The organism is Streptomyces sp. NPDC002537 (genome assembly GCF_053594975.1).
The window spans coordinates 15,006-39,547 of record NZ_JBSFWT010000068.1 but is presented as its reverse complement, the minus strand read 5'-3'; the positions used below and the strand labels follow the sequence as shown (position 1 = coordinate 39,547).

The window sequence follows — 24,542 nt, the reverse complement described above, 5'->3', positions numbered from 1 at the left end:
GGACGGGCTGGTTTTTCAGCCCGTCCGGCGATTGAGGACAGCGCGCGAAGCGTGCTTCGGGGTCTGGGGCGGAGCCCCAGTTCGGGAAGCGCGAGGCAGGGGGGCCGGGGGCGCCCCACGGAAAAGGCAGAGCCCCGCTCCGGCGCGCTCGGGGTTCGCGTCGGGGCAGGGCTCGCTGCAAGCGGAGGGCGCGGCGTGAGCCACCGCGCCCACCGGCCGGCTCAGCTGGTGTGCAGCTTCTGACCCGGGAAGATCAGGTCGGCGTTGTCGACGACGCTCTTGTTGAGCTCGTAGAGCTTCTCCCAGCCGCCCTTGACCTTCTTGGCCTCGGCGATCTTGGCGAGGGTGTCGCCCTCCTTGACCTCGTAGTCGCCGTCACCCTGCTTGACGGGCTTCGGGGCGGCGTGCTTCGGCGCGGTCTGCTTCGGGGCCGGGGCCTCGGTCTCGTCCTCGTCGGAGCTCTGCGCCTGCGGAGCGGCGTGCTTCGGGGTGGACTTCTTGGGCGCGGTCTGGCGCTCGCTGCGGTCGGCGTGCGACTTGGTGGAGGTGCCGCGGTCGCTCTTGGAGGAGCCGGAGGTGTCGACGTCGGCACCCGACCCGCCGGTGGTCATGCCGGGCACGGCGCAGCCCCAGGCGCCCGGGCCCTGCATGGCGAGCAGCTTCTCGGCGACGGCGATCTGCTGGGACTTGGTGGCCAGGTCGGCTCGGGAGGCGTACGCCTGGCCGCCGGCGGCGTTCCAGGAGGACTGCGAGAACTGCAGGCCGCCGTAGTACCCGTTGCCGGTGTTGATGGACCAGTTGCCACCGGACTCGCACTGGGCGACCTTGTCCCAGGTGGAGACGGAGGCGGCGTTCGCGGAGGTCGCGATCATCAGCGGGGCCGCGACCGCGGCGCCGGTGACACCGGCGAGCGTGACGATGCGGACGGCCTTGGACGGACGACGGTGCTTGCCCTTGGACATGAGTCGTTTCCTCACCGACGCCTACGAGGTGAGCTGTCGGGTTCGGGCTGTGAGTTCGCCCGGCCTCCTGTGCGAGCACATTCGGCTTCACCCCTAGCCGTCCCGGTCCTGACGGGCCGTTCCGGCGCCTACCTTGGTTCCCCCGCTCCTGCCTACGGCGCTTGCGCGACGACTCCGCCGGTCGTCGGCAGGATTCGGCGTGACGACCGTGGTGCTCGCGGTGGCGAGCGGAAATGACGGTAAACACAGTGGGCCGCCGCGTTCAAACCCCTCTTTCCAGCCACAGTTGCCTCTTGTTACCCAAAGAAACCTGACATTTCCGCAGGTGGGAGCGGGTGCGTCAACTTTTGGAGGAGTCCGTTCCGGCGAACTGCAACGAGACCCATGTCTCACTTTCGACTGGAACGGACATTCCCCACGAACTGCCGCGCTATTTGCCGACCTCGAGGCGCTGACCAGGAAGGATCAGATCGGGATCGGTTCCGACAATTTTTTCATTGTGCTGGTACAGGGAATGCCAACCACCCTTTACGGAGTGGGCCTCCGCAATGTCTGACAGGTTGTCACCGGGGCGCACGGTGTAGTCGCCGGGCGCGGGCTTCTCCGTACGGGAGTCACTTCCGCCCCGCGAGGCCCGGCCGTCACCGTCCGAACGCGGCGGCTCGGCACGGTGCTTGCCGCCACCCGTTCCAGCGCCCGCGTTCGGGTCCGCGTTCGGGTCGGTTTTCGAACCGTCGGGGGACTGCGGGGATCCGGAATCCGTCGGCCGGTTGGCGGGCGGATCCGTGGACGGCACGGGCGCGGTGGGGATTTGGGTCGGGTCGCCCGTGGGTCCGCCCGTGGGGTCCTTGCGGTGCTTGCCGCCCTCGGGCCTGCCGTTCTCCGGCTTGTCACCGGTGGAAGGCGAGGGCTTCCCGGCGTCGGGGCTCGCGGGAGGAGCCGACGGGGAGGCGGGAGGGGACGAGGGCTTCGCGCCCGAAGGGGCGGAAGAAGAGGAATCGCTTCCGGTGGAGCTGTCGGGAGCGGGCGACGTGTGTTCCGGCGCGCGCGTCGCGGGTGTCCGCTGCGGGGGCTCCTTGGCGCTGCCGGGGTTCACGTCCGGCGCCCTGCCGTCCTTGGCGAGGCCCGCCGCCACGCCACAGCCGCCGAAGGCGTCCGTCCCGCCGGCCTTGACGATCTGCTCGGCGACGGCGATCTGCTGGGCCCTGCTGGCGAGGTCGGGGCGCGGGGCGTACGCCCGGCCGCCGTGCTGCTCCCACATCTCCTGGGTGAGCTGCAGCCCGCCGTACGCGCCGTTGCCGGAGTTGGTGCTCCACGTGCCGCCGCTCTCGCACTGGGCGACCTTGTCCCAGGTGGGCGCGTCGGCGGCGGTGGCGCCGGTGGCGGCGAGCAGCGGCATGGCGAGCGCCGACCCCGTCACCCCCACGGCGACCACGACGGCGGGGACCTGACGGGGGCGACGATGTCGACCGTTACCGGAACGCATGCGATGGCCTCTCGTGTGGCGGCGGATATGGTCGACGAACATAGCGACGGGGCACCGGAGTCACAAGCCGGTACAGCCGAGGTCACGCGAAGGTCACATCAGTTGACACTGGGTCATCTGCTACGGGGGGCGAACTCGACCGGCAGCGTGCGCAGTCCGCGCATGATGAGCCCGCCGCGCCAGCGCAACTCCTCGGGATCGACGGCCAGTCGCAGGTCGGGGAGGCGGGTCAGCAGGGTCGCGAGGGCCGCCTGCCCCTCCAGCCGGGCGAGCGGCGCGCCCAGGCAGTAGTGGATGCCGTGCCCGTATCCGAGGTGCTGGTTGTCGGTGCGCGAGAGGTCGAGGACGTCCGGGTCGGCGAACCGCTCGGGGTCGCGGTCGGCGGCCGCCAGGACGACCAGCACGGGGTCGCCCTCGGCGATGCGCTGCCCGCCGATCGTCAGGTCCTGCTTGGCGAACCGCCAGGTGGCGAGCTCCACCGGGCCGTCGTAGCGGAGGAGTTCCTCGACACCGGTCGCGAGCAGCGTCCCGTCCCTTTCCGCCAGCGCACGCTGGAGTCGGACGCGCTGCTCGGGGTGGCGCAGCAGGGCGTAGACACCGTTACCGATCAGGTTCACAGTTGTTTCGAAACCGGCGAAGAGCAGGATGAAGGCCATCGCCGCGGCCTCGTTCTCGGTGAGGTGCTCGCCGTGGTCGCTCGCCCGGATCAGACCGGAAATCAGGTCCTCGCCGGGGTTCTCCCGCTTTCGGTGGATCAGTTCCGCCAGATAGGTGCGCATCTTCTTCACCGCGCGGGCGACGCCGCCGCGCGGCCCGCCGCCGTGGCGGATCATCATGCCCGCCCAGTCGCGGAAGTCGTCCTGGTCCTCGGGCGGCACACCGAGCAGGTCGCAGATCGCGTAGATGGGGAGGGGGAAGGCGAACTCGTGGATGAGGTCGGCCGCCCCCTTCTCGCAGAAGTCGTCGATGAGCCGGTCGGTCAGCTCCTGGACGCGGGGGGCGAACTCCGCGACGCGGCGCGGGGTGAACGCCTTGGAGACGAGGCGGCGCAGCCGGGTGTGGTCCGGCGGGTCGATGTTGAGCAGGTGCGTCATCAGATTGGCGCTGCGCTCGCCGGGGATGCCGACCTTGCCCTTGCCGTGGGCGGACTCGGAGTGGTGCACGGGATTCTTCGACAGCCGCTGGTCGGCGAGGGCCTGCCGGGCGTCGGCGTAACGGGTGACCAGCCAGGCGCTCACGCCGCTGGGGAGGGTGGTCCTGTGCACCGGCGAGTGCTCGCGCAGCCAGGCGTAGGCGGGGTAGGGGTCGGCGGCGAACTCCCAGGTGAAGAGGGTGGGGGCGGGGGTGGTTTCGTCTTGCACCCCTTGACGCTAACGCTTCGCCGGGATGGGGCGCCCGCGTCGTAACCGTGCGGTCCGCTTCCGGGTGCGGGCCCGTTGCCGCCTGCGGCGGGCCTTGTCCCCTGACCCGCCCCTTCCCGAAACTGGGGGAGACCCCCAGACCCCCGACCGCGCTCCGCGCGGTGTCCTCAAACGCCGGACGGGCTGGATTTGCGGACCGTGGCAGCGAACCTGCGGGCCGCAGGCTCAGGGCCACGCCCGGCAAAACCAGCCCGTCCGGCGTTTGAGGACGCGGCCGCAGGCCGCCCCCGCCGCAGGCGGCAACGGACCCGCACCCAAAGACGGCGCGCCCGCCGCGTAAGCGCTACGTATGGCCCGGCCCGCCGCTCCCGAAGCCGCCGCTGCCGCCCGGGTTCCACTTCTTGCGTTCTTCGGAGAGTTCCTCCGGGTGGCTCCCGGGGTTGTGGACCTCATGCGGAAGCACCCGCTCCCCCGGCCCCTCCGGCATGAGGGTGTCCGATTCGCGGTGTTCGGTGACATAGCCGACCACGTTTTCCTCGTCGTCGTTGTGGCCGGGCCCGTGGTCGGGCGAATCGGGCCCCCGGTCGTGTTCCTGCCGCGTCTGCCACGCCCCGGAGCGCCGCTGCGGCGCGGACGGCGGGGGCGGCTCCTTGTCGCGCTTCCGGAAGCCGACGACGACGGCGAGGATCAGCAGGGCGACGACGCAGAGGCCGACGATGAACTGGACGATGCCCCCGAGCCAAGCGGGGGCGGCGAGCTCGGTGTACTCGATGCGCATGGGACTCGGGTACCCGCCGACCCCCCGGACAAGTCGGTATCTAGGCCGAACGGGTGCCCGATACCCGATGCGTCATCACATAAGGGCATACTTACGTTCGATTTATTCTTTCTTTACCCTGTGGCTCGCGCCAGAAGGAAGTACTGTGCACGCTCAGCTCCGCCGGATCGCGCTCGCGACGCTGGCCGCCTCGTCGTTGTTCGTCCTCAGCGCCTGCGACGGCGGCTCGGACTCCGGTTCGGGTTCCGGTTCCGGTTCCGGTTCCGGCGACAAGAAGCCGAAGGCCGCCCCGGCACACATCACGTCCGCCCAGGCCAAGCAAGCCCTCATCGCCCAGGGCGACCTGCCGGAGGGCTGGAAGCTCGAGCCGAACACCGTGCTCGACAAGGCCCAGGGCGCCGAGAGCGAGATGCTGACCAAGACCGAGGCGCAGTGCGCGCCGGTGGCCACGGTCCTCAACTCGGGCCACCTGGAGCCCGACTACAAGGCCAACGCCCAGCAGCTCTTCAGCAAGAAGGAGGGCGAGGGCAACATCGGCCAGGACGTCACCGGCTACCCGCGCGCCCAGGCCGAGACGGCCGTGACGAACCTGCGCACGGCCGTCGACAAGTGCGCGTCCTTCACCGGCTCCATGGAGGGCAAGCCCGCCAAGGTCAAGGTCAAGAAGCTGGACGTGCCGAAGCTCGGCGACGACTCGCTCGGCTTCACCGTGACCGTGGAGTACGGCGAGTACGTCGTGAGCCTCGACCTCGGCACGGTCCGTTCGCACGGGGCGGTCGCCACGATCCAGAACAACTACGTGAGCACCGGCGACCAGGGCAAGGGCGCCTTCGACAAGGCGCTGGCCAAGGCAGCCGAGAAACTGACCGCTGCCGCGGCGGCGACCGCCTGACGTTCCCGGCCGCGGGCCGGTCCGCCGTCTGCGGGCCGGTTGCCACCTGCGGGCCGGTTGCCGCCTGCGGCGGGGGCGGCCTGCGGCCGCGTCCTCAATCTCCCCCAGCTACCGCTGGGAGGTGCCCCCAGGACGGGCTGATTTTGCCGGCGTAGTCCACAGCCTGCGGGCCGCAGGCCAAAGGGCCACGGTCCACGAAATTCAGCCCGTCCGGCGTTTGAGGACACCGCACAGGGTCCCCCCGGACCTCAGCTCTCGGCCGAGCGGATCGCGTCCCGGTATGTGCGCGCCGCGGCGCGCAGCGCCGTTTCCGGGTCGGTGCCGGCGGCCTCGGCGCGGGCGGCCAGGGCCAGGAGTTCGTAGCCCACGCCGTCCCCGGCCGGGAGCGGGACGTCGAGGCCCTCCGTCCGTACCCGGGAGGCCAGTTTCGCGGCCAGGGCCAGGGCCGGCTGGGCGAGCGGGACGCCCTCGGTCACCGAGGCGCGCCCCTTCTCGGCGGCCTTCGCTCGCAGCCAGTGCGCCTTCACGTCCTCCGGGGTCGCCGCGGACTCCTCGCCGAAGACGTGCGGGTGGCGGTGGATGAGTTTGTCGACGATCGTGCCCGCCACGTCGTCGACCGAGAACGGCTCGTCGGGGTCGTCCTGGGCGATCCGGGCGTGGAAGACGACCTGGAGCAGCACGTCGCCCAGTTCCTCGCGGAGCGCCTCCCGGTCGCCGGTCTCGATGGCCTCCAGGAGCTCGTACATCTCCTCCAGCCCGTACTTCGCCAGGTCCTCGTGGGTGCGGATGCCGCTCCACGGGCAGGCCAGCCGGATCCGGTCCATGACCTGGACCAGGTCGAGGAGGCGGGCGCCCGGCAGGTCGTAGGAGCCGGGGAGCAGCTCCAGGGCGGGCATGGTCTCGCGGCCGGAGCCCGCGAGCCGGGCCAGGCCGTCGGTGAGGGCGGGGTCGCCCTCGGCGGAGGCGATGACGACGACGGTGCGCCCGCCCTCCAGGCAGAAGTCGACGAGCTCGCGGGCGGTCGGCGCGCCCTGCTCGACCTCGGTCCCGGCCTCCCGGACATAGGGGAGCTGGGGATGGCCGGGGTCGGCGCAGAGCACGCGATCCGCTGCGCGCAAGGCGGTCCAGGCGGGCCAGGAGAGGAGCCCGGGGGCCACGCGGTGGCTGGTGGTGAGGAGGATGATGCGGCCGGAGTCGTTCACACCACTGAGCGTAAACCGACCCCCGGGGGCGGAGCCCCGGAGCTCAGGCGTCGCTTCCGGCGGCCGGCACCTCTTGGGTCACACGCAGCCATGGTTCGACCGATGGCTGCGCGGTGCCGCGCTTCGGGTCCCAGACGCCGTACCGCGGGTTCACGTCGACGCGCAGCTTGTCGGAAGTGCGCGTCAGGATGTCGTTGGTACGCACCGCGCCGAACTTCGCGTCGAGTTTGGCGCGCGTGATGTCCATGGTCAGTGCCCGGTCGATCTGGTCGGGCGCGATGCCGAGGGTCAGGAAGCGGCTGCGCACCGCCTCCGCGCCGCCGTTCGCCTGCTCGACGGCCGAGCGCTGCTCCTGGAGCTCACGGCGCGTCACCTCGACGCCGTTGTCCTTCCCGGCCCGCTCGACGATCCGGTACTGGATGAGCCGGATGAGCGTGTTCTGGTCCAGCCGGGCGCTGTTGGCGGCGAGCTGCTCCGCCTGCGGGGAGGACTTCTGCGCGGCGCGCACGTCCGACACCTGGCTCTGGAGCTGGGTGACGGTGATCCGCTCCTTGCCCACGACGGCCGCGGCGCCCGGGTGCGCGGTCCCGCCGCAGGCGGTGAGGGCCGGTGCCGCGGCGAGCAGGGCGACGGCGGAGAGGGTGAGCGCGGTCCTTCGGCGGATCATGAAGCCTCCCGGCGGAGATCGAGCGACGGCTGCTGGACCTGGTGGTGATCGATGGTAGGGAGTCGATGTGGTCCAGGCCACCCGTACGACCAACGATTCGCGGGTGGTTGAGGTTGTGTCAGGCGCGCACCTGGCCGAGCCACTGGAGGGTGTGCCGGATCTCGGCGGGCAGCGGGTGGTGCGGGCCGTGCAGCCGCTCGGCGTCCGGGAGGAGGGCGGCGAGCGTGTCGTGCGCGGCCTGCCGGTCGCCGAGGGAGAGCAGCAGATGGCCCACGCGGCGGCGGATCTCCAGCGGGGTGGCCGGGTCGTCCGGGCGGCTCTCGAGGAGCGGGAGCAGCGCGCGGTACTCGCCGAGCGCGGCGACGGCCTCGCCGAGCTGCTCCAGGCACTGGGCGGCGTCGTACTGGAAGCGCAGCACCTGGCGGGCCGCGTGCGGGCCGCTCTCGGCGGCGTACTCCTCGGCGAGCAGGCGCAGTTCGGGCAGCGCGCGCCGGTACTGGCCGTCGTCCATGAGGGTCGCCGCGTACTGCTTGCGGAGGGTGCGGACGACGGTGGAGCGCTCGCCGTGCTCGGCGGCGGCGGCCGGGAGGATGGCGCCGAGAAGGTCCACCGCCTGGGTGATGCCGCCCTGGTCGAGGAGGCGCTTGACCTCCTCCACGGCCTCGGCGACGTCGGGGCCGCTGGGGGCCGGGGGCGGCGGGCCGACGAGCGCGGTCGCGGCGGGCGGCACCGGCCCGGAGGCAGTGGCGGCCCGCTCGGGCCAGGGCGCGTGCGGCAGCAGGAAGGGGCGGGTGGGGTTCATGGGCCCCAGGGGTACGCCGTTCACCGAACCGGGCACGGGGAGCAGGGGCGCGAGGGCCTCGTACGCCTCCTGGGCGTCGGCGGGGCGGTGCAGCGGGTCCTTGGCGAGCAGCCGGAGCACGAGCTCTTCGAGTGCCCGGGGCACCTCGGGGCGGAGCTGCCGCACGGGCACGGGCGGCTCGTAGAGGTGGCGGTGCAGTACGCCCAGGGCGGTGGACCCGGCGAACGGCACGTTGCCGCTGAGGAGTTCGTGCAGCAGCACGCCCAGCGCGTACAGGTCGGTGTACGGGCCGACGGCGCCGCCCATGGCCTGCTCGGGGGCCATGTAGGCGGGGCTGCCGATGGGTGAGCCGGTGCGGGTGAGCCGGGTGGTGTCGGCGTCGAGGACGGCCGCGACGCCGAGGTCGAGGACGAGCACGGAGCCGTCCGGGCGGACCATCACGTTCCGGGGCTTGAGGTCGCGGTGGACGATCGGCACGGCGTGCACGGCGGAGAGCACCGAGCAGAGCTGCGCGGCCACGGAGACGGCCCACTGCCAGGGGTAGGGCTCGTTCTCGGCGAGGTGGTCGGCGAGGTCGGCGCCCTCGACGTACTGCATGACGAGGTAGAGCTCCTCGCCGTCGCTGCCCGCGTCGTGGACGGTGACGAGCCCGCGGTGGTCGACCTGCGCGGTGACCCGGCACTCGCGGACGAAGCGGCGGCGCATCTCGTCGGCGCCCTCGGTGCCCGCCATCCGGTCGGGGCGCAGCAGCTTGACGGCGACCCGGCGGTCCAGGCGGCGGTCGTACGCGGTCCAGACCTGGCCCATGCCGCCCTGGCCCATGACGGTGGCGAGCTCATAGCGGTCGGCGATGACGCGGCCGTTCACTGCCCGCCCTCCCTACGGTCCCGGGGCTCCTTGCGGAGCAGATCGCTGAGTTCGTCGAGTTCCGCGCGCACCTGGTCGATGCGCTGGGGCCTGGCCGGCCGCGGCTGGGACGAGTGGTGTCCGAGCGGCTGGGGCGGAGGCTGCGGGGGGCCGGGCTGCCGGGGTACGGGTGGCGCCTGGTCCACGGTCGTGGCGTGCGCGGACTCGGGCGCCGGCTGCGGGCGGGCGTGCCGCCCACGGGGCGCGGCCGGGGGCCGGGGCGGTGGCGTCCGGTACTGATGGGGCGCCAGATCGCCGGGCCGGACCTGCTGCTGAGGTTGCGTCAGGTGGTGGTGGAGGTCGGGCGCGGGCGCCTGGGCGTACGGCTGCGGATGGGGCTGCGGGTGCGCGTACGGCCGGGGCGGGGTCTGGGGCGGCAGGTGCGGATGCTGCGGAAAGCCTGACGGCGGCGGGAGTTGGGACTGCGGGTGCGAGTGCGGCTGTGGCTGTGGCTGTGGGTAGCCGTAACCGCCGTACGCCCCCGGCGCGGGTCCGGTCATCGTGCCCGGTATCTCTATGGGCAACGGACCCGGCACGGGTCCCGCCGGAGCGGCCGACCTGGCGAGTTCCCGCTGGAACCTGATGTCGCTGCGGATGTAGTGCGTGAGCGCGGCGGCCGTGAGGAGCAGCAGCGCGGCCAGCGTCGCGTTCCTCCCGGCGTGGCCCTCCGGGAACGACCCCATGGCGGCCAGCAGCACCACCGAGGTCACCAGCGTCGCCCAGAACAGCGCCCAGTCCCGCGCCCGGCGCCGCATGATGGCCAGCCGGAGCATGGCCACCCAGCAGAAGACCCCGGCCGCGCCCACGGTGAGCACGATGACGACCACCCGAATGGTGATCACCGCGGCCCTGTTGGGGCGACGGGGCGGCGGTGCGAGGCCGGGGCCGTTCATTTGATTGCTGCTCCTGGGGTCCTGGTTCTGCCTTGAGCCTATCTACCGACTCCGGCACGGCTGCCCCAGTTGTACGGATCCGCTGGTGTAACTGATCACTCCGGCCGGACGGTGCCGTCCGTCAGCCCGTCGTACAGCCCCTGGACGAGGTGCTCGCCGAGCCGTTCGGCCTCGCGGAGCGCGGCCTCGAAGGCGGCGAGCGCGCGGAAGCGGTCGCCGTAGCGGCGCTGTTCGGCCCGTGGCAGCCGGGGCACTTGGAGGCGGCGGACGTCGAGGCGGGTGGCGGTGGAGGCGTAACTGCTGGCCTGGCGCTGGTTGGCGGAGCCGCGCAGGAAGCCGGCGAGGAACCAGGGGTCGAGGGCGTCCGGGTCGGGGCGGAGCAGGAACAGGCCGCGCCCGAGGGCGGCCCCGGCGGTGGCCTCGTCGACGACGCGGACGGCGGCGCCGTCACCGAGCACGGGCACGACGACGTCGTCGCGCCGGACGAGGACCGGTTCCTCGGCGGGCCCTTCGGGCAGCGTGCCGGTGGGCCCGGTGCCGGCCTTGACGTCGTAGTCGGTGAGGACGGGCGGGGCGGGCGTGCCGGTGGCGGGCGCGGTGCCGGGGCCGCCCGCGCGCAGCACCAGGGCGCCGCCGCGGGCGAGTTCGCCGACGGTGGTGGTGGGCCAGCGGGCGGGGTCGGCGGGTGCGGGGGGCGCGGCGGGGGCGAGTTCGCCGGTGCGGCGCAGGGCGAGGGTGAGCCGGTCGTGGACGTCGGCGAGCTCCGCGGTGCCGCCGCCGGGCGCGGGCGGCGGGAGGTGCCGGGCGGGGGCCAGGTCCACGTCGTCGTCGAGCAGGTCGATGACGGGCAGGGCGCGGCAGCGGCCGGGTGTCACGGGCACGGTGCCGTCGCGGTCGAAGGTCTCCCAGGCGTCGAGGACGGCGGTGCGCACGGCCTGCCAGGGCAGCTTGTCGCGGCCCGCGGCGGGACCGGGCCCGGGGGTGTCCGCGAGGGCGGCGGTGTCGACGAGGAGGACGTGCGGCGCGGGCGTCTGGCGGCCGTCCGGGCGGCGCAGCACCCATACGTGCAGGGGGACGCCGTAGGGCGGGGCGGCTCCGGCGGGCAGGGCGACGACAGCACGGAGGGCGCCGCGGCGCAGCAGGTCGGCGCGGATGCGGCGGCCGGACCGGCGGGAGGCGGCGGCCGGGGGCATCAGCAGGACGGCGGTGCCGCCGTCGCGCAGCCGGGCGAGCGCGTGCTGCACCCAGGCGAGCTCGGATTCCGTGCGGGCGGGGAAGCCGTACTCCCAGCGCGGGTCATAGGCCAGTTCGTCGTGGCCCCAGTTGCGTTCGTTGAACGGGGGGTGGCACAGGACGGTGTCGGCGGCGAGTTCGGCGAAGGCGTCGGCGCGCAGGCTGTCGCCGGTGCGGACGCGCACCGGCGCGTCGGTGCGCAGGGCGAGGCGGAGCGCGGTGAGCGCGGCGAGGTCAGGGTCGGCGTCTTGGCCGCAGACGGTGGTGCCGGTGGTGTCCGCCGCCGCGTGGAGCAGACCGCCGGTGCCGCAGGCGGGGTCGAGCACGGTGCCCCGCGGCCCGCGGCCGGCACCCAGGGCGAGGGCGGCCATGAGCTCGGCGGGGCCCTGCGGGGTGAGCGTGTACTGCCGGGGGTTGGCGTCGAGGTGCCGGCCCAGCAGGAACTCGTAGGCGCCGTCGGCGCCCCGGCCCGCGGCGAGTTCGGCGGCGGCGCGCACGAGGGCGGTGGAGGCGGCGAGTTCGGCGGCGGTGGGCACCGCGACGGGGTGGCCCTCCCCCAGCCGGGCGGTGAGCACGGCGTCCAGCCGGGAGGGCAGCTCCCTGGCGAGCCCGGAGTCGGTGAGCGCGGCGAGCCGGAGCCAGGCGGTGGGCCGGTCGCGGACGAGGAGGAGGACGGCGCCCGCGTGACGGAGGGCGGTGGCGGCGCCCGCGGGGTGGCCGGTGAGCTGCTGCCAGGTCCGCTCGTCCAGAGGCACCTCGGCGAGCTTGCCCTGGCGGCGGAGCCACGCCTCGACCTCGGCGAGGGCGAAGGCCGGGCTGGTCTCGGTGCCGCCCACGGGCTGGGGGAAGTCGGCGTGCCGGCGCCGCCAGTTGCTGACCGCCGCCCGGCCCACTCCGGCCAGCCGGGCGATCCCGGCCGCGGTCACCTCCGCTGCGCTGTCCGGCACCGGGCTTCCCTCCCCATCGTTCTGCGCGCCATTCGCTGTGGTGCCGAGCATACCCGCGAGGCGGGATCCACCCCCTTCACAGCCGTGAACAGATCCACCTCTGTGAATCATGTTGACTCGGTTCACAGCGTCTGTTGTTATTGACCTGTCGGTTCACGGAAACCTCACGCCGAAAGGTGTCAGTCATGACTCACCACGCCCAGCACCAGCGGAAGCAGCGGAACTGGTTCGCCCGGCACAAGGTGCTCACCGCCGCGGGCGCGATCGTCGCGGTGATCGCCGTCGGCGCCGCGGTCGGCGGCGGCAGCGGGGACGGCGACGACAAGCCGGCCGCCGCCGGGGCCCCCGACAAGAGCGGCAAGGGCGGCGCGGAGAACGCGGCGGAGAAGGACGGCGGCGGCGCGGCCGGCGAAAAGGTCAAGAAGAAGGCCGACATGTCCGGCAGCGGCACCTACCAGGTGGGCAAGGACGTCAAGCCCGGCACCTACCGCTCCACCGGCAACAAGCTCGGCTGCTACTGGGAGCGGGCCAAGGACTCCAAGGGCGAGCTGGAGTCGATCCTCGCCAACGACAACGTCGTGGGCTCCAGCTATGTGACGATCGCCGCCGACGACAAGCTCTTCAAGACGCGCGGCTGCAAGGGCTGGAGCCTCGTCGGCGACGAGAAGACCGGCACCCCCAAGGCGGAGATGTCCGGCAGCGGCATGTACCGCGTGGGTGTCGACATCGCCCCCGGCACCTACAAGGCCGAGGGCAACAAGGAGGGCTGCTACTGGGAGCGCGACAAGGACGCCCTGCACGGCATGGAGTCCATCGAGGCCAACGAGAACGTCACCGGCAGCGGCATCGTGACGATCACGCCCGAGGACGCCTACTTCAAGACCAGCGGCTGCAAGGACTGGAAGAAGACCGCCTAAGCCCGCCTGAAGGCCGCCCGAAAACCGGCCGAATACCACCCGAATCCAGGCCGAACGGGTGTGAACCACTCAGGGCGCCCACTCGTCCCCTCTATAAGGGGTGCCCGAAACAAGGGGTGCCCGAAAAGGGGATCCGTGCGACGTTCCCACGGATGTCACAGGAGCGTGCAGCATCCTGGACACTTCCCTGGGGCCGACAGCCCCGGACGACCCACGGCAGACCCGGCAGACCCGGCGCCCGACAGCGAAGGACACCAGATGGAACCGGCAGCGGCCACCGGTCCCGCGCCCGCCCGGCACGCGCCCGGCACGGCATCCGACACCCGGACCGTCACCGCGGGCCTGCGCGCCCCCCGGCTCGATCCCTACTGGCTGGCGGGCATCCTCTTCGTCCTCTACGCCGCGCTGTCCGTGTGCAGGCACCGCCGGATGCTCACCATGTCCTGGGACCTGGGCATCTTCGAGCAGGCCATACGCGGCTACGCCCACCTCGGGGCGCCGATAGCCGACCTCAAGGGCCCCGGCACCAACATCCTCGGCGACCACTTCAGCCCCGTCACCGCGCTGATCGCCCCCTTCTACCGGGTCTTCCCGACCCCGGTCACCCTGCTCGTCGCCCAGGCGGCGCTGTTCGCCCTGTCCGCCGTACCCGTCACCCGGCTCGCCGCCGGACTGCTGGGCCGCGGGCGCGGGCTCGCGATCGGCATCGCGTACGGGCTGTCCTGGGGGGTGCAGCGCGCCGTCGACTTCGACTTCCACGAGATCGCCTTCGCCATGCCGCTGCTGGCGTTCTCCCTGGAAGCGGTCGTCCGCAAGCGGTGGCGCGCCGCGGTCTGCTGGGCCGCCCCCCTCGTCCTCGTCAAGGAGGACCTCGGCATCACGGCGGCGGCCGTCGGCGTACTGATCCTGATCCGGCTGCGCGGCGGCGTACGGCCGCGCGGCGACCGGCCCGCGCGGGACGCCCGCGCGACGGCCCTCGCCGTGGGTCTGCTGGTCTTCGGGCTCGCGGCCACCGCCCTCGCCCTCGCCGTGATCGTCCCCGGCTTCAACGGCGACGGCTCGTACGACTACTGGACCAAGCTGGGCGGAGGCGACGGCCCCGCCCCCGTCATCCCCCTCGACACCGCGGTCCGCACCCTGCTGTGGATCCTGCTGCCCACCACCGGCCTGCTGGCCCTGCGCTCACCTCTGCTGATCGTCGCCCTGCCCACGCTGGCCTGGCGGTTCGCCTCCCACGACGAGCACTACTGGACCACCGACTGGCACTACAGCGCCGTCCTCATGCCGGTCGTCTTCATCGCCCTGACCGACGCGCTCACCGGCACCGCCGACAGCCCCCGGCCGTGGCTGCGCTCCTACGCGCACCACCTGCCCGGCGCCGTCCTCGCCGCGGCCCTCGCGCTCACCGCCTCGCTGCCGCTCTACACCCTGACCCAGGGCGACACCTACCGCGTGCCCGAGAGCGTGCGCGCCGCCGAACGCCTCCTCGACCGCATCCCCGACGACGCCACCGTCGAGTCCGACGTGACCCCGATAAGCAGGCTCGCGAACCGCTGCCGGGTCTTCTGGATCGGCGACACCCGGGGCATCGCGCCCGACTACATCGCCCAGCGCACCGACAACAGGAACCCGCAGGAACTGCCGGCCGACGCCGAGCGGATGCACCCCGGCACCCGCTACGTCGTCATGGGCAACGCGGGCGGCTACACGGTCCTCCGGAAGGCCGGACCGACGGCCAGCCGATAGCCCGGCCACCGGATCGGCCGCCAAACGGCCACCAGACCGGCCGGTGAGCGGCGACGGGGGTGTCGCTCACCGGCCCCTTCGTCGCCCGGTCACCCGCCCAGGATCGTCGTCAGGAACTCGCCCGTCCACGCCAGCAGTTCCCGGCCGACCAGCGGCTTCCCGCCGATGGGACGGGTCGCCGGACGCGGCACCAGGATCTGCTGCGTCGCGGGTTTCATGACCGTCCGCGGATACAGCCGCTTCAGCCGCAGCTCCTGCGACTCCCGCAGTTCCACCGGGCCGAAGCGGACGTTCGCGCCCTGGAGGGTGATGTCCGAGACCCCGCACGCACGGGCCAGCATCCGCAGGCCCGCGACCAGCAGCAGGTTCTCCACCGGCTCCGGCAGCTTGCCGTAGCGGTCGGTGAGCTCCTCGCGGACGGCCCGGATGTCCTCCTCGCTGTTCGCCGAGGCGATCGCCCGGTACGCCTGGAGGCGCAGCCGCTCGCCCGGCGCGTAGTCGTGCGGGACGTGCGCGTCCACCGGCAGCTCGATCTTCACCTCCAGCGGCGCCTCCTCCTCCACGCCGCCCTCCAGCGAGGCCCGGTAGTCCGCCACCGCCTCGCCGACCATCCGGATGTAGAGGTCGAAGCCGACGCCCGCGATATGACCCGACTGCTCACCGCCGAGGAGGTTGCCCGCGCCGCGGATCTCCAGGTCCTTCATCGCCACGTACATGCCCGCGCCCATCTCCGTGTGCTGGGCGATCGTCGCGAGCCGCTCGTGCGCGGTCTCGGTCAGCGGCTTCTCCGGCGGGTACAGGAAGTAGGCGTAACCGCGCTCGCGGCTGCGGCCCACCCGGCCGCGCAGCTGGTGCAGCTGCGACAGGCCGAAGTTGTCGCCGCGCTCCACGATCAGCGTGTTGGCGTTGGAGATGTCGATGCCCGACTCCACGATCGTCGTGGACACCAGCACGTCGAACTTCTTCTCCCAGAAGTCGACGACGACCTGCTCCAGCGCGCTCTCGCCCATCTGCCCGTGCGCCGTCTGGATCCGCGCCTCGGGCACGATCTCCCGCAGCCGCGCCGCCGCCCGGTCGATGGACTCCACCCGGTTGTGGATGTAGAAGACCTGGCCCTCGCGCAGCAGCTCGCGCCGGATCGCCGCGCCGATCTGCTTCTGGTCGTACGGGCCGACGAAGGTCAGCACCGGGTGCCGCTCCTCCGGCGGGGTGGTGATCGTCGACATCTCCCGGATGCCCGTGACGGCCATCTCCAGCGTGCGCGGGATCGGCGTCGCGGACATCGTCAGCACGTCCACGTTGGCCCGCAGCTTCTTCAGCTGCTCCTTGTGCTCGACGCCGAAGCGCTGCTCCTCGTCGACGATGACCAGACCGAGGTCCTTGAACTTCGTCTCCGACGAGAACAGCCGGTGCGTGCCGATCACGATGTCGACCGAGCCGTCGCGCAGCCCCTCCAGGACCGCCTTCGCCTCGGTGTCCGTCTGGAACCGCGACAGCGCCTTCACCACGACCGGGAACTGGGAGTAGCGCTCCGAGAAGGTGCCGAAGTGCTGCTGCACCAGCAGGGTGGTGGGCACCAGCACCGCCACCTGCTTGCCGTCCTGCACCGCCTTGAAGGCCGCGCGGACCGCGATCTCCGTCTTGCCGTAGCCGACGTCGCCGCAGACCAGGCGGTCCATGGGGACGGACTTCTCCATGTCCTCCTTGACCTCGGCGATGGTGGTGAGCTGGTCGGGCGTCTCCGCGTACGGGAAGGCGTCCTCCAGCTCGCGCTGCCAGGGGGTGTCCGGGGCGAAGGAGTGGCCGGGCGCGGCCATGCGCGCCGAGTACAGCTTGATCAGGTCGGCGGCGATCTCCTTGACGGCCTTCTTCGCCCGCGCCTTGGTCTTCGTCCAGTCCGCGCCGCCGAGACGGTGCAGCGTGGGCGCCTCGCCGCCCACGTACTTGGTGACCTGCTCCAGCTGGTCGGTGGGGATGTAGAGCCGGTCGCCGGGCTGGCCGCGCTTGGCGGGCGCGTACTCCACGAGCAGGTACTCGCGGGTGGCGCCCTGGACGGTGCGCTGCACCATCTCCACGTAGCGGCCGACGCCGTGCTGCTCGTGCACGATGTGGTCACCGGCCTGGAGCGTCAGCGGGTCGATGGTCTTCCGGCGGCGGACCGGCATCCTGCCGAGGTCCTTGCTGGCGGACTTCTGGCCGGAGAGGTCCGTCTCGGTGAGCACGGCGAGCTTCAGGGCCGGGTCGACGAAACCGCTGTCGAGGCTGCCGCACGACACGTGCACGACGGACGGCGCGAGTCCGTCGATGTCGGCGTCGAGGCGGGCGGCGATGCCCTCGCCGCCGAGCACCTCGACCGTACGGGCCGCGGGGCCGTGGCCCTCGGTGACGAAGACGGTGCGCCAGCCGTCGGCCAGCCAGCCCTTGGTGTCGGCCAGGGCGCGGGCCGTGTCGCCGCGGTAGGTCTCGGGGGCGTGCATGCCCAGCTTGAGGGTGTCCCCGTCGAGCTCCTCGTCGGCGGCGAAGGGGCTGACCGACCACCACATCATGCCGAGTTCACGGGCGCGGTCGCGGACGTCCGCGATGCCCCACAGGGACGCGGCGTCGACGTCGATCGGCGCCTCGCCGCCGCCCGCGGTCGCCGCCCACGACGCCTGCAGGAACTCCTGGCTGGTGGCGACGAGATCGGCGGCCCGGGTCCGGACCCGCTCCGGGTCGCAGACGACCGCCATGCTGCCCGCCGGGAGGACGTCCAGCAGCAGCTCCATGTCGTCCACGAGGACGGGGGCGAGGGACTCCATGCCCTCCACCGCGATGCCCTCGGCAATCCTGCCCAGGAGTTCGCCGAGCTCGGGGTGCTCCTCGGCGAGCGCGGCGGCCTTCTCGCGCACGCCGTCGGTGAGCAGCAGCTCGCGGCAGGGCGGGGCCCACAGGCCGTGCTCGGCGACCTCCAGCGACCGCTGGTCCGCGACCTTGAAGTAGCGGATCTCCTCGACCTCGTCGCCCCAGAACTCCACCCGCAGCGGGTGCTCCTCGGTGGGCGGGAAGACGTCGAGGATGCCGCCGCGGACCGCGAACTCGCCGCGCTTCTCCACCAGTTCGACCCGGGCGTACGCGGCGGCGGCCAGCGCCTGGGTGACCTCGCCGAGGTCGGCGGACCGCCCCGCGCGCAGGCTCACCGGCACCAGGTCGCCGAGCCCCTTGACCTGCGGCTGCAGCACGGACCGCACGGGCGCGACGACGACGCTCACCGGCCCGGCGGCCGGGTCGTCCGCGCTCGGGTGCGCCAGCCTGCGCAGCACGGCGAGCCGCCGGCCGACGGTGTCCGAGCGCGGCGACAGCCGCTCGTGCGGCAGCGTCTCCCACGCCGGGTACTCCACCACACCGTCCGGCGGCAGCAGCGACCGCAGCGCCGCCACCAGGTCCTCCGCCTCGCGGCCGGTGGCGGTCACCGCGAGCACGGGCCGCTGGGCCTCCCGTGCGAGAGCGGCGACGGCGAAGGGGCGCGCGGCGGGCGGGCCGACCAGGTCGATGTGCGGCCGATGGCCGTCGGCCGCGGCCTTCACCGCTTCGGCGAGCGCCGGATCGTTGACGACGGCGTCGAGCAGACCGTGCAGACTCATGAAGAGCTTCCGTCCCGGGGGGTGACAACGCGAACGGCCCGACGCGTGGATACGGGCCGGGTCTGGGTCCCAGCGTACGACGGGGGGCTGACAGCCGCGGCCGGACCGCGGAGCCGGTCAGAGGGGCCAGGCGGTGACCTGGACGATGTACAGCCGCTGCTGCCGGACGACCGTCAGATACTGGAACATCCCGTTCGGGATGACCTCTTCCTGCACGCCGGGCGATTCCCCCTGGTAGGCGCTGCCGTCGAGGTAAAGGGCCGCCGCGGCCCGGACCAGTTCGTCGGCGCGCTCCTCCACCTGGGCCACGAAGGCGAGGTCCGGCGTCCCGCCGATGACGTGCCGCGCGTCGGGGTCGTACTCCCAGCCCCAGTCACCCACCGGTCACCTGCGCACGGGCCGCGTCCATGATCTCCCGGATCTCGTTCATGGCGGCCCGCCACTCCGGGTCCTCCCGGTCCAGGGTCTGGGCGGCGCGCTCGGCCGCGTGCAGGCGCCGGGCGGTCCCGGGGAAGCGCTCGATCTCGATCACCGTGGCCCACTTGAGCTGGAACATGGCGATCGGGCCGAAGCTGTTGGACCGGGTGGCCATCGTGAAGACCGTGTCCCGCTCCGTCGTCATCTCCGCCAGCCGCGACGGCGCGACCCGCGCGAGAGCCGCCCGCAGCGCGGGGAACGTCTTCTCGGGTCTGGGGATCAGCGCCCCACCCTCGTGAACCGGCTGCGTGGTCATGAGTCCTCCCAAGGGTGCCCCGATCACCGTACGGCAACCGGCCCGGCTACGACGGCGCCACCGTCACGTCCCCGCCCTTCGTGTGGGCCTTGACGCTGTGTGCCGAGCGGTCGTCCGTGGGGATCGTGACCTTGCGGTCGCCGCCCTTGGTGGAGGCGTCCACCGCGTAGGAGCCCCTGGGGACGCGGATCTCGACGTTGCCGCCGCTGGTGCCGCCGTCCACCTGGTCCGGGGTGGCGGTGAACGTCGCCGAGACGTTTCCGCCGCTGGTGCGCGCGGTCGCCTTCTTCGCCGTGCAGTCCTCGATGGTGATGTCGCCGCCGCTGGTGTGCGCGGCGATCTCGCCGGAGGTGCCGCGTACGGAGATGTCGCCCCCGCTGGTGCGCAGGTCGACGGCGGCCGTACGGGGCACTGCCACCTCGAAGCTCACCACGCACTTGCGCTCGTTCCCGCCGCAGTCGTCCCGTCGCAGCCGGAACCGGCCGTCCTGGAGGCTGTGTTGGGGGTCGGGCTTCTGCCCGCTGTACTCGTACTTCTCCGTCACCCGGACCGGCCCGGAGGCCGCGTCGACGGGGACGACGGTGATGTTGCCGCCGCTCGTCTCGGCGTCGACGACCGTGACCTTGCCGTCCACGGTGTACGTCCGCTCGGCCTTCTTGGTCGGGCCGTCGGCCATCGAGCAGCCGGCGGTCAGCAGGGCCGCGGCCGCGCAGGCGGCGACGGCGGCGGGGACGAGTCGACGGGCCATGGCGGACGGGCTCCCTCTGCTGAGGCTGGATCAGGTGACGTGTCCATTGTCGGGGCGGCATCGGTGCCCGTCTCTCGGCCCGGCGGATGAGCTCTTCCCTAGGGGACACCGGCCGGCCGGGCTCATCCTCCGGTCAGCTCCACCAGCTTCACCACCGTGTTCCAGTTCCGCGCCGTCGCCACCCCCGGCACCTTCCTCGCCAGGGCGTCCGCCAGTTTGGAACGGCCCAGGCCCTCCGGGGCGTAGAGGTAGAGCGCGCGGTCGCCGAGCCGGAATTCCTCGGGGAGGAAGCGGGCCGCTTCCACCCTCGCGAAGTGCTTCGCCGTCACCGGTTCCGCGAAATACGTGACGTGGAGCTGCTTCGCCTCCAGGGACGACGCCGGGAAGGGGCACGCGTCCGCCACCGCCTTCAGGTAGGTGTGGTCGCGCACCAGGACGTCCACGGCGAAGCCGAAGCGGGCGTCGATCGCCCGGCTCAACTCCGCCGCCAGGGCCGCCTCGTCCGTGGCCGCGGTAGTGAAGACCGCGTTGCCGCTCTGCAGATGGGTGCGGACATCGCCATGGCCCAGGTCCGCGAGCAGCGTGCGCAGGTCCGCCATCGGGAGCTTCCGGTGGCCGCCCACGTTGATGCCGCGGAGGAGCGCCGCGTACGCCTTGGTCGTCATCCGCACAGCCTAGGAGCGGACGCCGACAGAGCCCGGCAGAACCGGGACCGGCGCGTTGTCGGTGGTGGGTGCCGGACTCCGGATGCGACCGGCGCCTCGAAGACCGCCCGGGGTCCCGCCAGTTGCTTCCCGCCGACCGGGAAGAAGTACGGCCGAAAACGAAAGGGCCCGGTCCGGACGCGCACCCCCGTGGCGCGTCCGGACCGGGCCCGTGGAACGGGGTGCGGCCGGTTCCGGGCCCCCCGGCCCCGACCGGCCGCACCCCCGTCGTAGGGGCAGTGGCCTGCTAGTCCGTCTTGATGGCGTTGAGGACGTTCATCCGGCCCGCCCGGAACGCCGGGACGAGCGCGGCCAGCAGGCCCACCACCGCGGAGCCGATGAAGACGGTGACGATCGTCGGCCAGGGGATGTCCAGGACACCGAGGCCCTCCAGGGCCAGCAGCTTCTGGGAGGTGGTGCCCCAGGTCATGCCCAGGCCGAGGCCGAGCAGGGCGCCGAAGAGGGCGATGACCACCGACTCCAGGCGGATCATGCGGCGCATCTGGCGGCGGGAGAGGCCGATGGCGCGCATCAGGCCGATCTCGCGGGTGCGCTCGACGACGGACAGGGCGAGGGTGTTCACGACGCCCAGCACGGCCACGATGATCGCGAGGGCGAGGAGCCCGTAGATCATGTTGAGCAGCTGGCCGACCTGGTCCTTGATGAGCTTCTTGTAGTCGGCCTGGTCACGGACCTTGATCTGCGGGTAGTCCTTGACGGCGGCCTTGAGGGACGCGGCGGCCTCCTTCGCCCGGCCGCTGTCGGCCTTGGCGAGGATCATGCCGGTCAGCGGCATCTTGTCGGCGGGCAGATAGCTCCTCGCGGTGGCGATGCTCAGGTACATCGCGCCCTTGTCGATGCTGGTGTCGTCCGACGTGATGGCGTTGACCTTGAGCTTGGCGGGGCGGCCGTCGGTCATGACGACGGTCAGCCGGTCGCCGAGCTTGATGCCGTGGTCCTTGGCGAAGCCCTCCGGCACGGACATGGCGTCCTTGGCGTAGGCGTCCTTCACCTTGCCCTGGACGGCCTCCGCGCGGAGGTCGTCGGCGTAGGTCGGGTCGGCGGAGGTGAGCCGCTGGGTGGCGGTCTTCCCGTCGGGCGTGGTGACCTTGGCGATGACGCCGACGTAGCGGGTGAAGTGCTCGACGTGGCCCGCCGAGGTGATGGCCTTCTCCGTCGCCGGGGTGATCGGCTGGTTGCCCTGGTCCTGGATGATGAAGTCCGCGCCGACCGACTTGTCGAGCTGGTCCGTGGCGGAGGCGACCATCGAGGAGCCGACCACCGACAGGGCGGCGACCAGCGCGAGGCCGATCATCAGGGCGGAGGCGGTGGCGCCGGTGCGCCGCGGGTTGCGCAGCGCGTTGCGCTCGGCGAGCCGGCCGACGGGGCCGAAGGCCCGCAGCACGACGGCGCTGAGGACGCGGACGACGAGACCGGCGAGCAGCGGGCCGATGACGACGAAGCCGATGAGCGTCAGCGGGACGCCGAGGCCCAGCAGGCCCGCGCCGGAGGTCGCCTTCTTCGCGCCCGCGGCACCGAACAGGCAGAGCGCGCCGAGGCCGGTGAGCACCAGCCCGATGGCGGCACGGATCTTGCCCGCCTTGCCGTCGGCGGGAGTGCCCGCGTCGCGGAGGGCGGACATCGGGGAGATCTTCCCGGCCCGCCAGGCCGGCATGAAGGCGGCCAGGACGGTCACGACGACGCCGAGCAGCAGGCCGACGACCGGGGTGGTGGCACTGACGGTCAGTTCGCCCATGTCGAGCTTCATGCCCATGGAGCCCATGAGCTTCATCAGTCCGACGGCCAGCGCGATGCCGCCGCCGATGCCGAGCACGGAGCCGACGAGGCCGAGCAGCAGCGCCTCGACGATCACGGACCGCAGGACCTGGAAGCGGCTGGAGCCGATGGCCCGCATCAGGCCGATCTCACGGGTGCGCTGGGCGACCAGCATGGAGAAGGTGTTGACGATCAGGAAGATGCCGACGAGGACGGCGATGCCGGCGAAGCCCAGCAGCGCGTACTTCATCACGTCGAGGACGGAGCCGATGTCCTTCTTGTTCTGCTCCTTGGTCTCGGCGGCGGTGTGCACGGTGTAGCCCGTGCCGACGGCCGCGGTGACGTGCTCCTTGAGCTGCTCGTCGCTGACGCCGGAGGCGGCGGTCAGGCCGTAGCCGCTGTACTCGCCGGTGCTGCCGAGCAGCTTGGCCTGGGCGGTCGCGGTCTCGAAGTAGAGGACGGCGGCACCGGGGTTGGTCGACTTGTACGTGGCGATGCCGACGACGCGGACGGTGAAGTCGCCCGGCGCGGCGATCACGCGGAGGGTGTCGCCCGTCTTCACGCCGTGCTTGTCGGCGGTGTCGGAGTCGAGGACGGCCTCGGCGGCACCGCGCGGCTCGTGGCCGCTGGTGATCTCGACGGACTTCTTCTGGCCCTCGTCCCAGTTGGTGCCCACGGTGGGGGCGCCGGAGCTGGGGCTCAGGCTCTCGTTGTCGCTGTTCGCGACGGTGATCTGCTGGCTGGTGACGTGCGGTTCGACCTTGGCGACGCCGTCGACCTTGGCGAGCTTCTCCAGGAGCGAGGCCGGGAGCGTCTGCGGCCTGCCGGTCTGCTGGGCGTCGTCGTTCTTCTCGGGCGCGACGGAGACGTCGGCCGCGGTCGAGGCGAAGAGCTTGTCGAACGTGGCGTTCATGGTGTCGGTGAAGACGAGCGTGCCGCACACGAACGCCACCGACAGCAGGACGGCGATGGCGGAGAGCGCCATGCGCCCCTTGTGCGCGAGGAAGTTGCGCACGGAGGTCTTGAAGATGGTCACGACACCCGTCCACGGGCGTCGAAGTGCTTCATGCGCTCCAGGACCGCGTCGGCGGTCGGGCTGTACATCTCGTCGACGATCCGGCCGTCGGCCAGGTAGAGCACCCGGTCCGCGTAGGAGGCGGCGACCGGGTCGTGGGTGACCATGACGATGGTCTGGCCCAGCTCGTCCACGGACTGGCGGAGGAAGCCGAGCACCTCGGCACCGGCCCGCGAGTCGAGGTTTCCGGTGGGCTCGTCACCGAAGATGATCTCCGGGCGGGCGGCGAGGGCGCGGGCCACGGCGACGCGCTGCTGCTGGCCGCCGGAGAGCTGGTTGGGGCGGTGCTTGAGACGGCCGGTGAGACCGACGGTCTCCACGACGCGGTCCAGCCACGCCTTGTCCACCTTGCGGCCCGCGATGTCCATGGGGAGCGTGATGTTCTCCAGGGCGTTGAGCGTGGGCAGCAGGTTGAACGCCTGGAAGATGAAGCCGATCTTGTCGCGGCGCAGCTGGGTGAGCTTCTTGTCGTTGAGCCCCACTATCTGGGTCTCGTTGAGGAAGATCTGGCCGGACGTGACGGTGTCGAGACCGGCCAGGCAGTGCATCAGGGTCGACTTGCCGGAGCCCGAGGGGCCCATGATGGCGGTGAACTGGCCACGGGCGATGTCCACGTCGACGTTGTCGAGCGCGGTGACCCGAGTCTCCCCCGCCCCGTACGCCTTGACGACCTGACGGGCCCTCGCCGCGACGGCAACCTGCCCCCCGCTGCCCCCGGTCCAGGGAATCGATACGGCAGTTGTCACGGTGAGTCTCCTATGTCTGCGTCTGCTCTGTCTGCTGCGCCTGCTGAGCACGCCTCGCCACCGGCGGGCGCCGGTGGACGTGATCGGGGTACGTACTCAGCCTGCTGGAATCCGGCCATGACCACACTGGTGGTTGTACGTGTCTTCGTGGTGGGGCCAGCCCCACCACGGCCCCCCGGCCGTCCATAGAAAGGCTAGAAAGCGATCGGGCGCCGCTCCTCCTGCTGCGGGACGAGCGCGGCCCGGGGGCGAGGAGGAGACGGACCGGAACGCCCCCTAGGGGATGCGCGGTTGTCCGGGGCCGACGACTCGGGGTCGACAAACATATATAAGGGTGCGAAACCCAAG

At 72.2% G+C, this 24,542-nt stretch carries 19 protein-coding genes and 1 riboswitch; of the genes, 3 read left to right on the top strand and 16 right to left on the bottom strand.

Annotated elements, in window-relative coordinates; all coding sequences use genetic code 11:
* Window positions 1–221: 221 nt before the first annotated feature.
* The 4 genes from ACWD4A_RS26220 to ACWD4A_RS26205 form a co-directional block, all read right to left on the bottom strand.
* Window positions 222–962: a transglycosylase family protein gene (locus tag ACWD4A_RS26220; RefSeq protein ID WP_451197650.1), complete on the bottom strand. Its 741-nt coding sequence runs from the start codon at window positions 960–962 to the stop codon at window positions 222–224.
* A gap of 3 nt (window positions 963–965) precedes the next feature.
* A riboswitch (cyclic di-AMP (ydaO/yuaA leader) is annotated at window positions 966–1,132 on the bottom strand.
* Between the two features lie 260 nt (window positions 1,133–1,392).
* Window positions 1,393–2,448, bottom strand: a complete 1,056-nt coding sequence (locus ACWD4A_RS26215) for a transglycosylase family protein (protein ID WP_451197648.1) — start codon at window positions 2,446–2,448, stop codon at window positions 1,393–1,395.
* A 113-nt stretch (window positions 2,449–2,561) separates the two neighbouring features.
* Entirely contained in the window at window positions 2,562–3,809 is a 1,248-nt protein-coding gene (locus ACWD4A_RS26210; RefSeq protein ID WP_451197647.1) for a cytochrome P450 family protein, read from the bottom strand.
* Window positions 3,810–4,152: 343 nt separating this feature from the next.
* The gene (locus ACWD4A_RS26205) at window positions 4,153–4,587 is read right to left on the bottom strand and encodes a DUF6479 family protein (protein WP_451197645.1); all 435 of its coding nucleotides are present in this window, start codon (window positions 4,585–4,587) and stop codon (window positions 4,153–4,155) included.
* Between the two features lie 145 nt (window positions 4,588–4,732).
* Between ACWD4A_RS26205 and ACWD4A_RS26200 the strand changes: the two genes are divergently transcribed.
* Complete coding sequence (locus ACWD4A_RS26200) at window positions 4,733–5,479, top strand: hypothetical protein (protein WP_451197643.1); 747 nt, start codon at window positions 4,733–4,735, stop codon at window positions 5,477–5,479.
* 248 nt (window positions 5,480–5,727) lie between these two features.
* On the opposite strand, the gene ACWD4A_RS26195 is transcribed toward ACWD4A_RS26200, so the two are convergent.
* The 5 genes from ACWD4A_RS26195 to ACWD4A_RS26175 all read right to left on the bottom strand — a co-directional run bounded on the left by ACWD4A_RS26195 (window position 5,728) and on the right by ACWD4A_RS26175 (window position 12,129).
* The gene (locus tag ACWD4A_RS26195) at window positions 5,728–6,681 is read right to left on the bottom strand and encodes a nucleoside triphosphate pyrophosphohydrolase (RefSeq protein WP_451197641.1); all 954 of its coding nucleotides are present in this window, start codon (window positions 6,679–6,681) and stop codon (window positions 5,728–5,730) included.
* 43 nt (window positions 6,682–6,724) lie between these two features.
* The gene (locus ACWD4A_RS26190; protein WP_451197639.1) at window positions 6,725–7,348 is read right to left on the bottom strand and encodes a SurA N-terminal domain-containing protein; all 624 of its coding nucleotides are present in this window, start codon (window positions 7,346–7,348) and stop codon (window positions 6,725–6,727) included.
* A gap of 118 nt (window positions 7,349–7,466) precedes the next feature.
* Complete coding sequence (locus ACWD4A_RS26185; protein WP_451197637.1) at window positions 7,467–9,017, bottom strand: serine/threonine-protein kinase; 1,551 nt, start codon at window positions 9,015–9,017, stop codon at window positions 7,467–7,469.
* Window positions 9,014–9,949, bottom strand: coding sequence for a hypothetical protein (locus ACWD4A_RS26180; RefSeq protein ID WP_451197635.1), 936 nt, complete (start codon window positions 9,947–9,949; stop codon window positions 9,014–9,016). Before ACWD4A_RS26180 ends, ACWD4A_RS26185 begins: the two co-directional genes overlap by 4 nt.
* Window positions 9,950–10,044: 95 nt before the next feature.
* Window positions 10,045–12,129 carry an N-6 DNA methylase gene (locus ACWD4A_RS26175; protein ID WP_451197634.1) on the bottom strand — a complete coding sequence of 695 codons (2,085 nt, stop codon included), beginning with the start codon at window positions 12,127–12,129 and terminating at the stop codon, window positions 10,045–10,047.
* A gap of 185 nt (window positions 12,130–12,314) precedes the next feature.
* Here ACWD4A_RS26175 and ACWD4A_RS26170 point away from each other — a divergent pair, with 185 nt between their 5' ends.
* Both ACWD4A_RS26170 and ACWD4A_RS26165 read left to right on the top strand, forming a co-directional pair.
* Window positions 12,315–13,046: a hypothetical protein gene (locus tag ACWD4A_RS26170; RefSeq protein WP_451197633.1), complete on the top strand. Its 732-nt coding sequence runs from the start codon at window positions 12,315–12,317 to the stop codon at window positions 13,044–13,046.
* Between the two features lie 258 nt (window positions 13,047–13,304).
* Window positions 13,305–14,792 carry a DUF2079 domain-containing protein gene (locus ACWD4A_RS26165; RefSeq protein ID WP_451197632.1) on the top strand — a complete coding sequence of 496 codons (1,488 nt, stop codon included), beginning with the start codon at window positions 13,305–13,307 and terminating at the stop codon, window positions 14,790–14,792.
* An 89-nt stretch (window positions 14,793–14,881) separates the two neighbouring features.
* On the opposite strand, the gene mfd is transcribed toward ACWD4A_RS26165, so the two are convergent.
* The 7 genes from mfd to ACWD4A_RS26130 all read right to left on the bottom strand — a co-directional run bounded on the left by mfd (window position 14,882) and on the right by ACWD4A_RS26130 (window position 24,194).
* Window positions 14,882–18,412: a transcription-repair coupling factor gene (gene mfd / locus ACWD4A_RS26160; protein ID WP_451197630.1), complete on the bottom strand. Its 3,531-nt coding sequence runs from the start codon at window positions 18,410–18,412 to the stop codon at window positions 14,882–14,884.
* Window positions 18,413–18,529: 117 nt separating this feature from the next.
* Window positions 18,530–18,793: a hypothetical protein gene (locus tag ACWD4A_RS26155; protein WP_451197629.1), complete on the bottom strand. Its 264-nt coding sequence runs from the start codon at window positions 18,791–18,793 to the stop codon at window positions 18,530–18,532.
* The gene (locus tag ACWD4A_RS26150; protein ID WP_451197628.1) at window positions 18,786–19,145 is read right to left on the bottom strand and encodes a hypothetical protein; all 360 of its coding nucleotides are present in this window, start codon (window positions 19,143–19,145) and stop codon (window positions 18,786–18,788) included. Before ACWD4A_RS26150 ends, ACWD4A_RS26155 begins: the two co-directional genes overlap by 8 nt.
* Window positions 19,146–19,191: 46 nt before the next feature.
* Window positions 19,192–19,893, bottom strand: a complete 702-nt coding sequence (locus ACWD4A_RS26145; protein WP_451197627.1) for a DUF4097 family beta strand repeat-containing protein — start codon at window positions 19,891–19,893, stop codon at window positions 19,192–19,194.
* Window positions 19,894–20,015: 122 nt separating this feature from the next.
* Window positions 20,016–20,558 (bottom strand): DUF1697 domain-containing protein, encoded by a 543-nt coding sequence (locus ACWD4A_RS26140; RefSeq protein ID WP_451197626.1) that lies wholly within the window; start codon window positions 20,556–20,558, stop codon window positions 20,016–20,018.
* Between the two features lie 286 nt (window positions 20,559–20,844).
* Complete coding sequence (locus tag ACWD4A_RS26135; protein WP_451197625.1) at window positions 20,845–23,409, bottom strand: ABC transporter permease; 2,565 nt, start codon at window positions 23,407–23,409, stop codon at window positions 20,845–20,847.
* On the bottom strand, window positions 23,406–24,194 hold the full coding sequence (locus ACWD4A_RS26130) for an ABC transporter ATP-binding protein (RefSeq protein ID WP_451197624.1): 789 nt from the start codon (window positions 24,192–24,194) through the stop codon (window positions 23,406–23,408). Before ACWD4A_RS26130 ends, ACWD4A_RS26135 begins: the two co-directional genes overlap by 4 nt.
* Between the last annotated feature and the right edge of the window lie 348 nt (window positions 24,195–24,542).

Bases quoted from the DNA above. Each gene is read 5' to 3' on its own strand.
- ACWD4A_RS26220 (WP_451197650.1), bottom strand. From the start codon at position 962: ATGTCCAAGGGCAAGCACCGTCGTCCGTCCAAGGCCGTCCGCATCGTC.
- ACWD4A_RS26215 (WP_451197648.1), bottom strand. From the start codon at position 2,448: ATGCGTTCCGGTAACGGTCGACATCGTCGCCCCCGTCAGGTCCCCGCC.
- ACWD4A_RS26205 (WP_451197645.1), bottom strand. From the start codon at position 4,587: ATGCGCATCGAGTACACCGAGCTCGCCGCCCCCGCTTGGCTCGGGGGC.
- ACWD4A_RS26190 (WP_451197639.1), bottom strand. From the start codon at position 7,348: ATGATCCGCCGAAGGACCGCGCTCACCCTCTCCGCCGTCGCCCTGCTC.
- ACWD4A_RS26180 (WP_451197635.1), bottom strand. From the start codon at position 9,949: ATGAACGGCCCCGGCCTCGCACCGCCGCCCCGTCGCCCCAACAGGGCC.
- ACWD4A_RS26170 (WP_451197633.1), top strand. From the start codon at position 12,315: ATGACTCACCACGCCCAGCACCAGCGGAAGCAGCGGAACTGGTTCGCC.
- ACWD4A_RS26165 (WP_451197632.1), top strand. From the start codon at position 13,305: ATGGAACCGGCAGCGGCCACCGGTCCCGCGCCCGCCCGGCACGCGCCC.
- mfd (WP_451197630.1), bottom strand. From the start codon at position 18,412: ATGAGTCTGCACGGTCTGCTCGACGCCGTCGTCAACGATCCGGCGCTC.
- ACWD4A_RS26150 (WP_451197628.1), bottom strand. From the start codon at position 19,145: ATGACCACGCAGCCGGTTCACGAGGGTGGGGCGCTGATCCCCAGACCC.
- ACWD4A_RS26145 (WP_451197627.1), bottom strand. From the start codon at position 19,893: ATGGCCCGTCGACTCGTCCCCGCCGCCGTCGCCGCCTGCGCGGCCGCG.
- ACWD4A_RS26140 (WP_451197626.1), bottom strand. From the start codon at position 20,558: ATGACGACCAAGGCGTACGCGGCGCTCCTCCGCGGCATCAACGTGGGC.